This window comes from Serratia sp. JSRIV004, from assembly GCF_019968705.1.
Classification (GTDB): domain Bacteria; phylum Pseudomonadota; class Gammaproteobacteria; order Enterobacterales; family Enterobacteriaceae; genus Chania; species Chania fonticola_B.
The window spans coordinates 4,110,042-4,125,427 of sequence record NZ_CP074140.1 but is presented as its reverse complement, the minus strand read 5'-3'; the positions used below and the strand labels follow the sequence as shown (position 1 = coordinate 4,125,427).

The 15,386-nt window shown below is 55.6% G+C and carries 16 protein-coding genes; 14 read left to right on the top strand and 2 right to left on the bottom strand.

All coding sequences use genetic code 11. From position 1 onward, the window contains the following. Position 1: 1 nt before the first annotated feature. Positions 2–583: a common pilus major fimbrillin subunit EcpA gene (locus KGP21_RS19735; protein ID WP_021806029.1), complete on the bottom strand. Its 582-nt coding sequence runs from the start codon at positions 581–583 to the stop codon at positions 2–4. A 214-nt stretch (positions 584–797) separates the two neighbouring features. Between KGP21_RS19735 and pdxB the strand changes: the two genes are divergently transcribed. From pdxB to hisP, 14 genes are all read left to right on the top strand, one after another. Beyond that, on the top strand, positions 798–1,919 hold the full coding sequence (gene pdxB, locus KGP21_RS19730; protein WP_021806028.1) for a 4-phosphoerythronate dehydrogenase PdxB: 1,122 nt from the start codon (positions 798–800) through the stop codon (positions 1,917–1,919). Positions 1,920–2,022: 103 nt separating this feature from the next. Then, positions 2,023–3,033 (top strand): aspartate-semialdehyde dehydrogenase, encoded by a 1,011-nt coding sequence (locus KGP21_RS19725; RefSeq protein ID WP_094981997.1) that lies wholly within the window; start codon positions 2,023–2,025, stop codon positions 3,031–3,033. Then, positions 3,033–3,854 carry a tRNA pseudouridine(38-40) synthase TruA gene (gene truA, locus KGP21_RS19720; protein ID WP_021178578.1) on the top strand — a complete coding sequence of 274 codons (822 nt, stop codon included), beginning with the start codon at positions 3,033–3,035 and terminating at the stop codon, positions 3,852–3,854. The genes KGP21_RS19725 and truA overlap by 1 nt, the downstream gene beginning before the upstream one ends. Positions 3,855–3,934: 80 nt before the next feature. Then, positions 3,935–4,597, top strand: a complete 663-nt coding sequence (locus tag KGP21_RS19715) for a DedA family protein (RefSeq protein WP_223536071.1) — start codon at positions 3,935–3,937, stop codon at positions 4,595–4,597. Positions 4,598–4,828: 231 nt separating this feature from the next. Then, the gene (gene accD / locus KGP21_RS19710) at positions 4,829–5,737 is read left to right on the top strand and encodes an acetyl-CoA carboxylase, carboxyltransferase subunit beta (RefSeq protein WP_021178576.1); all 909 of its coding nucleotides are present in this window, start codon (positions 4,829–4,831) and stop codon (positions 5,735–5,737) included. 155 nt (positions 5,738–5,892) lie between these two features. Then, positions 5,893–7,158, top strand: coding sequence for a bifunctional tetrahydrofolate synthase/dihydrofolate synthase (gene folC, locus KGP21_RS19705; protein ID WP_115158219.1), 1,266 nt, complete (start codon positions 5,893–5,895; stop codon positions 7,156–7,158). Then, a complete protein-coding gene (gene dedD / locus KGP21_RS19700) occupies positions 7,159–7,887 on the top strand; it encodes a cell division protein DedD (RefSeq protein WP_115158218.1) in 729 nt (242 codons plus the stop codon). 418 nt (positions 7,888–8,305) lie between these two features. Beyond that, on the top strand, positions 8,306–8,806 hold the full coding sequence (cvpA, locus tag KGP21_RS19695; RefSeq protein WP_021178573.1) for a colicin V production protein: 501 nt from the start codon (positions 8,306–8,308) through the stop codon (positions 8,804–8,806). Between the two features lie 21 nt (positions 8,807–8,827). Beyond that, positions 8,828–10,345 carry an amidophosphoribosyltransferase gene (gene purF / locus KGP21_RS19690; protein ID WP_021178572.1) on the top strand — a complete coding sequence of 506 codons (1,518 nt, stop codon included), beginning with the start codon at positions 8,828–8,830 and terminating at the stop codon, positions 10,343–10,345. A 146-nt stretch (positions 10,346–10,491) separates the two neighbouring features. Beyond that, a complete protein-coding gene (locus tag KGP21_RS19685) occupies positions 10,492–11,064 on the top strand; it encodes a UbiX family flavin prenyltransferase (RefSeq protein ID WP_021178571.1) in 573 nt (190 codons plus the stop codon). Between the two features lie 297 nt (positions 11,065–11,361). After that, positions 11,362–12,144 (top strand): histidine ABC transporter substrate-binding protein HisJ, encoded by a 783-nt coding sequence (hisJ, locus tag KGP21_RS19680; protein WP_024485210.1) that lies wholly within the window; start codon positions 11,362–11,364, stop codon positions 12,142–12,144. 96 nt (positions 12,145–12,240) lie between these two features. Next, a complete protein-coding gene (locus tag KGP21_RS19675; protein WP_021178569.1) occupies positions 12,241–12,927 on the top strand; it encodes a histidine ABC transporter permease HisQ in 687 nt (228 codons plus the stop codon). Beyond that, positions 12,924–13,631 carry an ABC transporter permease gene (locus KGP21_RS19670; protein ID WP_021178568.1) on the top strand — a complete coding sequence of 236 codons (708 nt, stop codon included), beginning with the start codon at positions 12,924–12,926 and terminating at the stop codon, positions 13,629–13,631. Before KGP21_RS19675 ends, KGP21_RS19670 begins: the two co-directional genes overlap by 4 nt. A 16-nt stretch (positions 13,632–13,647) precedes the next feature. After that, positions 13,648–14,421: a histidine ABC transporter ATP-binding protein HisP gene (gene hisP / locus KGP21_RS19665; RefSeq protein ID WP_179249951.1), complete on the top strand. Its 774-nt coding sequence runs from the start codon at positions 13,648–13,650 to the stop codon at positions 14,419–14,421. A gap of 46 nt (positions 14,422–14,467) precedes the next feature. Here the strand turns inward: hisP and KGP21_RS19660 are convergent, their stop codons facing one another. Further along, positions 14,468–15,373, bottom strand: a complete 906-nt coding sequence (locus KGP21_RS19660; RefSeq protein WP_166733023.1) for a TIGR01777 family oxidoreductase — start codon at positions 15,371–15,373, stop codon at positions 14,468–14,470. Positions 15,374–15,386 lie beyond the last annotated feature (13 nt).

Sequence of the window (15,386 nt, the reverse complement as noted above, 5' to 3'; positions counted from 1 at the left end):
ATCAACTGGCCCAGGTTACGTCGAACCGAACGTTCACATCACCACTCCAGGTGCCTGCCGGCAAGGTGCTGAAGTCGGTCACCGGGGTCGTGCCATCAGCCGTCGCACCGATGATAGTGAAATCGAAGTGGTCTTGCGCACTCTGGCGGCCAGGCTGCTTGTCAGCGTTAGCAAGTTTGCTCAGGTTACCGCCTGATATACCGGCCGAAGTATCAATCAGGGTGGTTTGAGCGGTTTTTGTTATCGCAGCGCCGTGGTGTTTAACCCCCACTTCCAGGGTGGAACCGGAGGTGCCTAATTGAGTCAGGGTATTGGAAACCAGTTTGGCGGTCAGTTTAATCGCGGTTCCTTCGCCTTGGAGAGCTACGTCGAACACGCCTTGCTGGCTATTGAAGCGCTTTACGCCTTCAGCATATTGGAAATACAGGTTGCCAATGGGGGTAACGACCAATTGACTGGAGGAGTCTTTCACCGCTATCGCAGGCCAGGTGGCCAATGCTTGTGTAGTCACGTTTTCAGCCTGAGCGGTACCAACGGCTGTGAGTGTTGCAACGATCGCCAGAACAAGTGTCGCTTTTTTCATGGTTAACACCTTTGATTTTCGATTTGTTTCTGCCCGTTAGCCGGTCGCTAACGCGAAGGTTCGCCTCCTTGCCTGGTAATTATCGGAAAAAACTCAATAAAGCTTAGAAGAAAAACATCGTTATTCCACTGTGCATAACAAGCTTGGGTTTCTAAACCATTCAGTGGCACACTATTTTGCAGCTATTGCTTACCTATACCCGTCGGAGAGTGACGTGAAGATACTGGTTGATGAAAATATGCCCTATGCGGTGGATTTGTTTAGCCGCTTGGGGGAAGTAAAGGCCGTGCCTGGTCGCCCGATCCCAACCGATGCGCTGGCCGGAGCCGACGCCTTGATGGTGCGTTCGGTGACCAAAGTGAATCAGGAACTGTTGGCTGGCACCAAGATCGGTTTTGTTGGCACCGCTACGGCGGGGACCGACCATGTGGACGAGGCGTGGTTGCAGCAGGCGGGGATTGGTTTCTCGGCCGCCCCTGGCTGCAATGCCATTGCGGTGGTGGAGTATGTGCTTTCGTCATTAATGCTGTTGGCGGAGCGCGATGGCTTCTCTTTGCGTGATAAAACCGTTGGTATTGTGGGTGTCGGCAATGTTGGCTCCCGGCTGGATGCTCGCCTGAAAGCCATGGGCGTGCGTACGCTGTTGTGCGATCCACCACGCGCCGATCGTGGGGACAGCGGCGAATTCTGGCCGTTGGAAAAGCTGGTGGCAGAGGCCGACGTGCTGACGTTCCATACCCCGTTGAACAAGACTGGCCCGTATAAATCGTTGCATCTGGCCAACGCGGATCTGCTGGATGCTTTGCCCGACGATCGCATTCTGATCAACGCTTGCCGGGGGGCCGTGGTGCATAACGTCGCGTTGCTTAACGTGTTGGAGCGGGGTAAGCGATTGAGTACGGTACTGGACGTGTGGGAGCCGGAGCCGGATCTCAGCGTGCCGTTGCTGGATCGGGTGGATATCGGCACCGCCCATATCGCCGGTTACACGCTGGAAGGCAAGGCGCGCGGCACCACACAGGTGTTTGAAGCCTTTGCCCAGCATCTGGGGCAGCCGCAAGCTATCGAGCTGGCCTCGCTGCTGCCGGTGCCAGAGTTCAGCGAAATCCGCCTCAATGGGCCGCTGGACGAAGGCAAGTTAAAACGATTGATGCACTTGGTGTATGATGTGCGCCGCGATGATGCGCCGCTGCGGCAAGTTGCCGGGCTGCCGGGTGAGTTCGATCGCCTGCGCAAGCATTATCAGGAACGCCGGGAGTGGTCTTCACTGCGGGTGCAGTGCGATGACAGCGCCAGTGCGGAACTGCTGCACAAACTGGGCTTCGGCGTCCTGTAACAGGGCGAGCATAAGGTTGCCTTAAGGCAATTGGCGGTAAAGTTTATCGGGCGGTGACTGCATCGCCCGTTTGCATTTGAATCAAATACTCTGGAGAAACCCAATGTCTGACGGCTGGAATATCGCTGTGCTCGGTGCCACTGGCGCAGTAGGTGAAGCGTTGCTGGAATTGCTACAGGAACGCCAGTTCCCGGTGGGTGAACTCTTTCCTTTAGCCAGCGAGCGCAGTGCTGGCGCTACGGTGCGTTTCAACGGCAAATCCTTGCTGGTGGAAAACGTAGAAGAATTCGACTGGTCGCAGGCGCAACTGGCGTTTTTTGTTGCCGGTAGCGACGCTGCGGCCCGTTACGCTGATGATGCGGGCAATATGGGCTGCCTGGTGATCGACACCAGCGGCCATTTTGCACTTGAGCCGGACGTGCCGTTAGTGGTGCCAGGTGTTAACCCGCAGGTGCTGGCGGATTACCGCAACCGCAATATCGTCGCGGTGGCCGACAGTATGGTGAGCCAACTGTTGACGGCGATTAAACCGCTGACCGAACAGGCCGGGCTTTCCCGTCTGCACGTCACCACGCTGATGTCGGTTTCGGCTCGCGGCAAGGTCGCGGTGGACGATCTGGCAGGCCAGAGCGCGCGTCTGCTGAACGGCATTCCCGCAGAACCAGGCGTGTTCGCCAAGCAGTTGGCGTTTAACCTGCTGCCATTGATGACCGATGAGCAGGGCAGCGTGCGTGAAGAGCGTCTGATCGTCGATCAGGTGCGTAAGGTGTTGCAGGATGAAGGGCTGCCGATTTCGGTAAGCTGCGTTCAGTCGCCGGTTTTCTACGGCCATGCGCAAGTGGTACATCTGGAAGCGCTGCGTCCAATCGCGGCAGAGGAAGCTCGCCACGAGCTGGAGCAGGCTGAAGATATTCAACTGAGCGAAGAAGACGATTATCCGACTCAGGTTACCGAAGCTTCCGGCAGCGATATGCTGAGCATTGGCTGTCTGCGCAATGATTACGGTATCCCCGAGATGCTGCAGTTCTGGTCGGTGGCCGATAACGTGCGCTTTGGTGGCGCGTTGATGGCGATCGAAACCGCTGAACGGCTGTTGCAGGAGCAGATGTACTGATGTCCGAGGTGGAGTTGCCAACCCAGCCAATGCTGAAAATTGCGCTGGGGATTGAGTATGACGGCAGCCGTTATTACGGCTGGCAGCGTCAGCAAGAGGTTACCAGCGTCCAGGCATGCCTGGAAAAAGCGTTAAGCAAGGTGGCGGATGCGCCGATCGGCGTATTCTGCGCCGGGCGCACCGATGCTGGGGTGCACGCTACCGGGCAGGTGGTGCATTTCGAAACCGCCGCACAGCGTAAAGACGCCGCCTGGACGATGGGGGTGAACAGCCATTTGCCGCCAGATATCGCGGTACGCTGGGTGAAAGAGGTCAGCAGCGATTTTCATGCTCGCTTTAGCGCCACCGCGCGGCGTTATCGCTACATTATTTATAATCACCGCTATCGCCCGGCGGTCTTGCAGCAGGGGGTGACGCACTTTTATCATCCGCTGGACGCCGATCGCATGCATCGTGCCGCACAGGCCCTGCTGGGGGAAAACGATTTTACCTCCTTCCGGGCGGTGCAATGCCAGTCACGCACGCCGTGGCGAAACGTAAAACACGTTAAGGTTTCGCGCTATGGCGAATATATCGTGGTAGATATAAAGGCCAACGCCTTTGTCCATCATATGGTGCGCAACATTGTTGGCAGCCTGATGGAGATTGGCTGTGGCAATCAGGATGAGAACTGGATGGGCGAACTGTTGGCGCTCAAAGATCGCAGCCTGGCGGCCGCTACCGCACGAGCCGAAGGACTGTACCTGGTTGCGGTTGATTATCCCGAGTCGTTTGCCTTACCCCGGCCGCCGATGGGGCCGCTGTTTTTAGCCGACGATTAACTGGCAGGCTGGCAGATTAATACGTTATTTACTGGTGCCAACGCCGGGTGAGAGAGACACCCGGTCAATTGAGAGAGTTTATGGACATCATCAAGTTTCTGATTGATTTTATTTTGCATATTGATGTGCACCTGGCAGAACTGGTCGCGCAATACGGTATGTGGGTTTACGCCATTCTGTTCCTGATCCTGTTTTGTGAAACCGGGCTGGTGGTTACGCCGTTCCTGCCGGGGGATTCTCTGCTGTTTGTCGCCGGTGCGCTGGCCGCATTGCCCTCCAACGATCTCAACGTGCATACCATGGTGGCGTTGATGGTGATTGCGGCGATGATTGGCGATGCCGTCAACTACACTATTGGTCGGCTGTTCGGCGAAAAGCTGTTCAGCAACCCGAACTCGAAAATTTTCCGCCGTAGCTATCTGGACAAAACCCACCAGTTCTACGAGAAACACGGCGGAAAAACCATTATTCTGGCGCGATTTGTGCCGATCGTGCGTACCTTTGCGCCGTTCGTTGCCGGCATGGGGCATATGTCCTATCGCCACTTTGCTGCCTATAACGTGATTGGTGCGCTACTTTGGGTGCTGCTGTTCACTTATGCTGGCTACCTGTTTGGCGACTTGCCGATCGTGCAGGAAAACTTGAAGTTGTTGATTGTTGGCATCATCCTGGTTTCAATTCTGCCGGGCATTATTGAAATCTGGCGCCATAAACGCGCGGCTGCCCGCCAACAAAAACAGTAAAAACACCGCTTAACCCGTCGGTTCGACCAGTTTTTTGTCCACACAATCGGGCCGATATGGTTTAATGAGCGACATTTATGGTCTGTTCCCGCGAACGACCCTGAAGCCAATGCCTTGGTAGCGCGCCAGTTGCGCTTAGCTCGGCATTTTTGCATGGGGTGTGTTGCGGGAGGATTGTTAAGGCATGAACAGCGGACGGGTGTCTGCCAGGTTCAAACAGAAAGGTCATCGATGAGCTGGATTGAACGAATTCTCAACAAAAGCAATGTTACGCAAACCCGTAAGGTGAGCATTCCTGAAGGGGTCTGGACCAAATGCGATAGCTGTGGTCAGGTCCTTTACCGTGCTGAACTGGAGCGTAACCTTGAGGTCTGCCCCAAGTGCGACCACCACATGCGCATGTCAGCCCGTATGCGTCTGCATACCTTGCTGGATGAAGGCAGTGAAGTGGAACTGGGCAGCGAACTGGAGCCGAAAGACGTTCTGAAGTTCAAGGATTCCAAAAAGTACAAAGATCGTCTGGTTGCCGCACAGAAAGCAACCGGCGAGAAAGACGCGCTGGTGGTGATGAAGGGCACGCTGTATGGCATGCCGATCGTTGCGGCCTCCTTCGAATTCGCCTTTATCGGCGGTTCGATGTCTTCCGTGGTTGGTGCACGCTTTGTGCGTGCGGTTGAACAGGCGTTGGAAGATAACTGCCCGCTGGTGTGCTTCTCTGCCAGTGGCGGTGCGCGTATGCAGGAAGCGCTGATGTCGCTGATGCAGATGGCGAAAACCAGCGCCGCGTTGGCCAAGCTGCAAGAGCGTGGCCTGCCGTATATTTCGGTACTGACCGATCCGACCATGGGTGGCGTATCCGCCAGCCTGGCGATGCTGGGCGATATCAACATTGCCGAGCCAAAAGCGCTGATCGGCTTTGCCGGGCCACGGGTTATCGAACAAACCGTACGTGAAAAACTGCCGCCGGGCTTCCAGCGCAGTGAGTTCCTGATTGAAAAGGGCGCCATCGACATGATCGTGCGCCGTCCGGTGATGCGTCAGACCCTGGCCAGCATTCTGTCCAAGCTGACCAACCAGCCGCAGCCGCATTTCGATGAGGCCGCGCCGGTCATCGCTCAGGAAAATCAGGCCGACGCCTGAGGAGCAGACAAAGACCCGGTATAGGTGCAAGCCTGCGCCGGGTTCTGCCGCCATTTTGTGGCTAAGTTGCGGCGGGAAACGAAGAGCATCGCTTTTGACATTGTCAGGGCGATGCGTCTTACGGATTTATGAACCCAAAGTCAGTGATGGGACTCATGCAAAACCACCAAATTCCCCAAGCCACGTCGCCATTGAGCTCGTGGCTTTACTATCTGGAACGTCTGCATAGCCAGGCGATCGAACTCGGCCTGGAGCGTGTGCAACACGTTGCGGCGCACCTTGACCTTCTCACTCCTGCTCCTACGGTATTTACCGTTGCCGGTACTAACGGCAAAGGCACCACCTGCCGCACGTTAGAGGCCATTTTGCTGGCTGCCGGGCTTCGGGTCGGGGTTTACAGTTCACCGCATCTGGTGCGTTATACCGAACGGGTGCGCATACAGGGTGAAGAGCTGAGTGAAGCTGAACACTGCCGCTCTTTTGCCGCGATTGAGGCTGGCAGGGGGGAAACCTCGCTGACCTATTTCGAATTTGGCACCCTGTCGGCATTACAGCTGTTTAAACAGGCTAAGCTTGACGTGGTGATCCTGGAAGTGGGGCTGGGCGGGCGTCTGGACGCGACCAATATCGTTGAGCCAAGCGTCGCCGTGGTGACCAGCATTGCCTTGGATCACACCGACTGGCTAGGCCACGATCGTGAAAGCATTGGCCGCGAGAAGGCGGGGATATTCCGTGGCGGCAAGCCTGCCGTGGTCGGTGAACCGGATATGCCGCATAGCATCCAGCAGGTAGCGGAAGATCTCAACGCTCAACTGTATCGCCGTGATGATGCCTGGTCGTTCAGCGAACAGGGTGAACGCTGGCAATGGGAAGGGGGCGGCACACGTCTGACCGAGCTCCCTATGCCTAATGTCCCCTTGGCGAATGCGGCAACGGCATTGGCTGCGCTGCACTATTCGGCGCTGGAAATCGACGAAAAGGCGATTTTTGCCGGTTTACAGCAGGCCGCTTTGCCTGGACGTTTTCAGACCGTGCAGCAGAACCCGCAGCTGATCCTGGACGTTGCCCACAACCCTCATGCTGCGGCCTATCTGGCTGGGCGGCTGGCGAAACTCCCCCGCAATGGCGGAGTAGTACGCGCGGTGGTGGGGATGCTGTCGGACAAAGACATTGCCGGTACGCTGGCCTGCCTGAGTGAACAGGTGGACGAGTGGTATTGTGCGCCGCTGGAAGGCCCGCGCGGAGCCAGCGTTGAACTGCTGGCACAGTATTTAACGGAACCACGCAAATTTGCCGATGTCGAAACTGCCTGGCGTCAGGCTATGCAGGACGCAGATATTCAGGATATTGTGATCGTCTGTGGGTCTTTCCACACTGTTGCCCACGTGATGGCGGCGTTAGACGAGAGGCGGGGAGTGTGAGTGGCAAGTAAATTTCAGAATCGACTGGTTGGAACCGTGATTTTGGTTGCCCTGGGGGTGATTGTCCTGCCGGGGCTGCTTGACGGCAAAAAGAAGCATTATGAGGATGAGTTTGCGGCGATCCCGTTAGTGCCCAAACCGGGGGATGCTCATGAAATCGACGTGATCCCACCGGCCAATCAGGCGCTACCTTCGGTTCCACCGGAGGGGGCTGGCGCTTTGGTTGAGCAGCAGCAGGCCGCCGCCGAGGCTTCCGCCCAGCAGGCGGCTAATCAAACGACTCAACCGCAGCAGCCTGCGGTTGTTGCTCCGCCGCCCATCGAAACCAAGCCGGTTCAGCCAACTAAACCTAAACCGGTAGAGGTGAAGCCGGTGGAAGTGAAACCTAAGCCAGTGCCAACACCGCCAAAGGTAGAGCCAAAGCCGGAAGTGAAACCAGAGCCAAAGCCTGAAACCAAACCTGCGGTTGAAGAAAAGGCGCCGGCTGGTCAGGCCTATGTGGTGCAGTTGGGGGCGTTGAAAAATGCTGCCAAGGTCAATGAGATCGTCGCTTCGCTGCGCCTGTCTGGGCACCGGGCTTATACCGTGCCATCCACGCCGGTGCAGGGTGAGATCACCCGCATCTACGTTGGCCCAGATGCCTCGAAGCAGAAGCTGCAGGCTTCGCTGGCGGAGCTGAATGGGATCAGTGGGCTGAGCGGGCAGGTGAAGGCGTATAGCGCACGTTGATCCATTGGGGCTGTCATATGTATGCCCCTCACCCCGACCCTCTCCCACAGGGAGAGGGGGCGTTCCCTCAAGCATTGTGCGTAGAGGGGGACGGGTTCTAATATTCTTGCTCACTTAATCCAAGGTTCGGGTAAGTTGGAATTGTGTCACAACCGCTAACCGCGACTCGGACGATCCCCTCTCCCTGTGGGAGAGGGTTAGGGTGAGGGGCCAGTGCTCAAGGAGGAGGATTGCCAAATCGCCACAAAAATTGTGCCTTTCAGGGGCCGGATATCCTATGTAGGCGCGGCGATTAGCAATTTTAAGATCGCCGTTTTTTATTTGTTACGTGGTGGGAAATCCGCTACGCAAACGTTTTCTTTTTCTGTTAGAATTCGCCGCGATTGGATGCAGGGGCGATTCATCATTGGAATAGTTCATGGTCTGGATTGATTACGTCATTTTAGCGTTGATTGGATTTTCGGCTCTGGTGAGCCTGATCCGAGGTTTTGTTCGCGAAGCATTGTCACTTGTGACATGGGGATGTGCGTTCTTTGTTGCCAGCCATTTCTACCCATACCTTGCAGCCTACTTCACCCGTTTTGAAGATGAGCTGGTACGTAACGGCATTGCGATTGCCATTTTGTTTATCGCAACGCTGATTGTGGGCGCTATCGTTAACTATGTGATTGGGTCACTGGTAGAGAAAACCGGATTATCGGGCACCGATCGGGTGCTGGGCGTGTGTTTCGGCGCACTGCGCGGCGTGTTGATCGTGGCGGCGATACTGTTCTTCCTGGATACCTTTACCACCCTGTCGCAGAGTGCGGACTGGAAACAGTCACAGTTGATCCCCCAGTTCAGTTACATCATCAGATGGTTCTTTGACTATCTGCAAAGCACGTCGAGTTTCTTACCAACCCAATTACCGGGGCGGTAGCGGCTTAGAGGAAAAGACAACATGTGCGGTATTGTCGGTATCGCCGGTTTTATGCCGGTAAACCAGTCGATTTATGATGCATTGATGGTGCTCCAGCATCGTGGACAGGATGCCGCTGGCATCGTCACTATTGATGCCCATAATGGGTTCCGCCTGCGCAAGGCAAATGGTCTGGTGAAAGATGTATTTGAAGCCCGGCATATGCTGCGCCTGCAGGGCAACATGGGCATTGGCCATGTGCGTTACCCAACGGCTGGCAGCTCCAGCGCTTCAGAAGCTCAACCTTTCTATGTCAACTCGCCGTTCGGCATTACGCTGGCACACAACGGCAACCTGACCAACGCCCACGAACTGCGCCAACAGCTGTTTGAACGTGGCCGCCGTCATGTCAACACCACTTCCGATTCCGAGATCCTGCTGAACGTGCTGGCCACCGAGCTTGACCGTTTCCCGCATTATCCATTGGAGTCCGACAACATATTTACCGCCGTTGCCGCGATGCATCAGCAACTGCGTGGCGCTTACGCCTGCGTAGCCATGATTATCGGCCACGGTCTGGTGGCGTTCCGCGATCCCAACGGCATTCGCCCGCTGGTGATCGGCAAACGTGAGCTGGAAGATGGCCGCTGTGAGTACATGGTAGCCTCTGAGAGCGTGGCGCTGGATACCTTGGGCTTCGACTTCCTGCGCGACGTAGCGCCGGGTGAAGCGGTGTATATCACCGAAAAAGGCCAGTTGTTCACTCGCCAGTGCGCGGAGAACCCAAAAACCAATCCATGCCTGTTCGAGTATGTCTACTTTGCCCGTCCTGACTCCTTTATGGACAAGATCTCCGTCTACAGCGCCCGCGTGCGTATGGGGCAGAAATTGGGTGAGAAGATTGCGCGCGAATGGGAAGATCTGGATATCGACGTGGTGATCCCGATCCCGGAAACCTCTTGCGATATCGCGCTGGAGATTGCCCGTATTTTGGATAAGCCGTATCGCCAGGGCTTCGTCAAGAATCGCTATGTTGGCCGCACCTTCATCATGCCGGGCCAGCAGGCTCGCCGTAAGTCGGTACGCCGCAAGCTGAACGCCAATCGTGCCGAATTCCGCGATAAGAACGTGCTGTTGGTTGATGACTCCATCGTCCGTGGTACCACTTCAGAGCAGATCGTGGAGATGGCGCGTGACGCCGGGGCCAAACGGGTTTATCTGGCTTCTGCCGCACCGGAGATCCGCTTCCCTAACGTGTACGGCATCGATATGCCGAGCGCGACGGAGCTGATTGCCCATGGGCGTGAAGTAGACGAAATCCGCCAGATTATTGGTGCCGACGGCCTGATTTTCCAGGATCTGGATGACCTGATCGCCGCAGTGCGCGAAGAGAACCCGGATATCGCCCAGTTTGAATGCTCGGTGTTTAACGGCATCTACGTGACCAAAGACGTTGACCAGAGCTATCTGGAATATCTGGAAACGCTGCGTAATGACGATGCCAAAGCGTTGCGCGGCCAGACGGAAGCCGAAAATCTGGAAATGCATAACGAGGGTTAACGCCCACGTGTCTCACCAAAACGGTGCACCATAGCGTTGGTTATGGTGCATTGTTTTATTCCCACCTTGAATCTACGAAGGTTTGCTGCCAAACCTGCCCCTATTCGGCTATCCTTACGGCATATTTCCCGACAAAGGCCAGCTTGATGAAAAGACTCATTATCGGTATTTCCGGCGCCAGCGGCGCTATCTACGGCGTGCGCTTACTACAGGTACTACGTGGTGTAGAAGAGGTGGAAACCCACCTGGTAATGAGCAACGCGGCACGCCAGACGCTGGCGTTGGAAACCTCTCTGAGCCTGCGTGACGTTCAGGCTTTGGCCGATGTGGTGCACGATTCGCGTGATATTGCCGCCAGCATTTCCTCCGGCTCGTTCAAAACCATGGGGATGGTGATTTTGCCATGCTCAATCAAAACGTTATCTGGCATCGTCAACAGTTACAGCGATGGGCTGCTGACTCGCGCCGCCGATGTGGTCCTCAAAGAGCGTCGGCCACTGGTGCTCTGCGTGCGTGAAACGCCGTTGCACCTGGGCCATCTGCGGCTGATGACCCAGGCCGCGGAGATGGGGGCGGTGATTATGCCGCCGGTACCGGCCTTCTACCATCGTCCGCAAACCGTTGATGATATTATCGATCAGACCGTTAATCGGGTTATCGACCAGTTTGACATCGAACTGCCGCAAGATCTCTTCACGCGTTGGCAAGGCGTTAATTAACCAGCTTACCCTCAAATTTATACATTTGTGCAACATCGCACTGATTTAGTGCGATTGATGCATCATAATGATCCTGCTTCCCCATGCACTCTGTTTCAGTAACTTGTAGGTTTTCCATGGCGAAGCCCGAGTTTGCCGTTCATTTTGTCGTTCGTTGCCTCTGGGAAGAGCTTTGAACAGAGCGTGGCCGTTCCCCGCGCTCGCTAATGACAAAGTGGCATGATTACTGCAGATCCTGTGTGTGATGAAAGTAATGCCCGTAGTGGCATCGGCAAAAATATCCATTTGAGGGTAATTATGAAAAAGCTTGTTAAAGTTCTCCCTTTAGTTTTGGCTTTGAGCGCGGTTAGCAGTGCATTCGCCGCATTACCTTCCACGCTGAAAATCGGCACCGATCCGACCTATGCGCCGTTTGAATCGAAAAATGCGCAGGGGCAACTGGTTGGCTTCGATATCGATCTGGCCACCGAGCTGTGCAAACGCATAAATACCAAGTGTATCTTTGTGGAAAGCGATTTTGATGCGCTGATCCCCTCCCTGAAAGCGAAGAAAATCGACGCTATCATCTCTTCTCTGTCCATTACCGAAAAACGCCAGCAGGAAATTGCCTTTACCGACAAGCTGTTTGCGGCCAACTCACGGCTGATCGCACCAAAAGGCTCCAAGATCCTGCCTACCGTCGATGCGCTGAAGGGCAAAAGCATTGGCGTATTGCAGGGGACCACCCAGGAAGCTTTTGCTAACGCCAACTGGCAGCCAAAAGGCGTGACCGTGGTGCCTTACCAGAACCAGGATCTGGTGTATGCGGATCTGGCTTCCGGGCGTATTGACGCCGCGTTTCAAGATGAAGTCGCCGCGAGCGAAGGCTTCCTGAAGCAGCCTCCAGGCAAGGAGTACGAGTTTGCCGGTGAATCGGTGAAGGACGATAAATTCTTTGGTGTCGGCACCGGTATGGGCCTGCGCAAGGATGAAACCGAGCTGAAAGCGGCACTGGACAAAGCCTTTGCCGAAATGCGCAAAGACGGCACCTACGATAAGTTCGCGAAAAAATACTTCGACTTTGACGTTTACGGCGGCTAATTCCTGTCGGGTACTCTCTATGACAACAGGCCCGGTTTTCCGGGCCTGTTCTGGCTGGAGTGTCATGACGTGCTCAATGACGACAGGGTGACGTAAATGCTACAAGGTTACTCCCAACTGATATTTGAGGGGGCTCTGGTGACGCTGGAGCTGGCCCTCAGTTCCGTATTGCTGGCGGTGGTGATTGGTTTGATCGGCGCTGGCGGTAAACTTTCGCAAAACCCTGTTATTTCCACGATCTTTGGTGCCTATACCACCTTGATCCGTGGCGTGCCGGACCTGGTGTTGATGCTGTTGATCTTCTACGGTCTGCAAATTGCCCTTAACCATGTGACGGAGTTTATTGGCTTCTCACAGATTGATATCGATCCCTTGGGGGCGGGCATCATTACCCTGGGCTTTATCTACGGAGCCTATTTTACCGAAACCTTCCGGGGAGCCTACCTGGCGGTGCCTCGTGGTCAGATCGAGGCGGCTACCGCCTTCGGTTTTTCCAACGGGCAGATTTTCCGCCGCATTCTGTTTCCGGCCATGATGCGCTTTGCGTTACCCGGCATCGGCAACAACTGGCAGGTGATCCTCAAGGCGACGGCCTTGGTCTCCATTCTTGGACTCAACGATCTGGTAAAGGCCACGCAGCTGGCAGGAAAGGGCACCTATCAGCCTTTCTTCTACGCCATTGTCGCAGGTTTGGTGTATCTGTTGTTCACCACGATTTCCAACGGTGTGTTGCTGTGGCTTGAGCGGCGTTATTCACTGGGCGTCAAAAGGGCCGAACTATGATCGATATTCTGCATCAGTATTGGCAGCAACTGCTGTGGACCGATGGCTATCGCTATACCGGTGTGGCGGTGACGCTGTGGTTGCTGATCTCTTCGGTGGTCATGGGCGGGCTGCTGGCCATCCCGATGGCGGTAGCTCGGGTTTCTTCCACCCGTTGGGTACGCTACCCAGTGTGGCTGTATACCTATGTTTTCCGCGGTACGCCGCTGTACGTACAACTGTTGGTGTTTTATTCCGGTATGTACAGCCTGGAAATCGTGCGGGGTACTGAGCTGCTCAATGCGTTTTTCCGCAGCGGGATGAACTGCACCATATTGGCGCTAACGCTGAATACCTGTGCCTATACCACAGAGATTTTCGCCGGAGCCATTCGTTCGGTGCCGCATGGGGAAATTGAAGCGGCCAGGGCCTATGGGTTTTCCAGCTTTAAACTGTATCGCTGCATTATTTTGCCTTCGGCGCTGCGTTCGGCACTACCGGCGTACAGCAATGAAGTGATTCTGATGCTGCACTCGACCGCACTGGCCTTTACCGCCACGGTGCCGGACCTGTTGAAGGTGGCCCGCGATATCAACGCGGCGACCTACCAGCCGTTTTATGCCTTTGGCATTGCGGCCGTGCTGTATCTGATTATCTCCTATACGTTGATCAGCCTGTTCCGCAGGGCAGAAAAACGCTGGATGGCACACGTAACTCATCGATGAATGACGGGGATCCACCATGCCTGAACAAAAATTAGCCGTCACCGAACTGCACAAGCGTTATGGTGACCATGAAGTACTGAAAGGGGTCTCCCTGGCGGCCAATGCGGGCGATGTGATTAGCATTATCGGTTCTTCCGGCTCCGGTAAAAGTACCTTTCTGCGTTGCATCAACTTCCTGGAAAAGCCCAGCGAAGGCTCCATCAGCCTGAATAATGAAAATATTCGCATGGTGCGCGACAAGGATGGCCAGCTCAGAGTCTATGACAAGAAACAGCTGCAGTTGCTGCGTACCCGCCTGACCATGGTGTTCCAGCATTTCAACCTGTGGAGCCACATGACGGTGTTGGAGAATGTGATGGAAGCTCCAATCCAGGTATTGGGGCTGAGCAAGGCCGAGGCGCGTGAACGGGCGGTGCGCTATCTGGATAAGGTCGGCATTGACGCGCGGGCGCAAATCAAATACCCGGTGCACCTCTCCGGTGGGCAACAGCAACGTGTTTCCATTGCCCGGGCGTTGGCAATGGAGCCGGAAGTGCTGTTGTTCGACGAACCGACTTCGGCGCTGGATCCTGAACTGGTGGGCGAAGTGCTGCGCATTATGCAGAAATTGGCGGAAGAGGGGAAAACCATGGTGGTAGTGACGCACGAAATGGAATTTGCGCGCCATGTCTCCAGCCACGTCATTTTCCTGCATCAGGGGGTGATTGAAGAGCAGGGGCCACCTGCGGAGTTGTTTGGTAACCCTAAGAGCCCGCGTTTGCAGCAGTTTCTTTCAGGAGCGCTGAAGTAGATATTTTTCCTCTCACCGTCTCCCGCAGGGAGACGGTGAGAGGGCATCAAGCCTGTTGATTGATCACATCATCCAGTGCTTGTTCCAATTCAAAGAAACGGAAAACAAATCCCGCCTCTTCCAACCGCCTCGGCACTGCCCGTTGCCCCCCTAATACCAACACCGCCGCTTCCCCCATCAGTAACCGCATGGCAAAGGCTGGCGCACGCAAAAATGCTGGACGATCCAGCACCTTGGCCAGGGTGGCGGTGAACTGTTCATTATGCACCGGATAAGGTGCCACCATATTGAATGGCCCACGTAGCGCAGGATTGTCCAACAGGTAAATGATGGCATTGACCATATCGTCGATATGGATCCAGGGCAGATACTGGCGGCCATTGCCGATCGGCCCGCCTAACCCCATACGGAATGGCGGTAGCATCTTCGCCAGCGCTCCCCCTTTGGGCGACAAGACAACGCCGGTACGTAGCAGGCAAACGCGCGTGTAGCTACTTTGCGCCCGAAGGGCCAGAGCCTCCCAGCGTTGGCACAGCTGGTGGGTAAATTCATCGTGCGGAGGTTCTTCTTCCGTTACCACCGCCTGGCCCTGATCGCCGTAATAGCCGACCGCCGAGCCGGAAATCAGTACCGAAGGTGGCGTATTGCTGGCGGCGATGAGCGTGGCTAGTCGTTCGGTTAAATCCCAACGGCTGCGGCATAGCAGTTCTTTCTGCGCCTTGCTCCAGCGTTTGTCGGCAATGGGCTCACCCGCCAAGTTGATCACGGCATCAAAGCCGTCCAGACAGCGTTGTTCATCAAGCGAAGCCCAGTAGCTGAGCCGATCGCCGAACTTATCCCGTGCCTTGGCGACGTTGCGCGTCAACAGGGTGATCTCATGCGAAAGGTGCAGCAGTTGCCTGGTCAGGCTACTGCCGATCAACCCAGTCGCGCCGGTAATCAGGATCTTCATGGTCGGCCTCCCT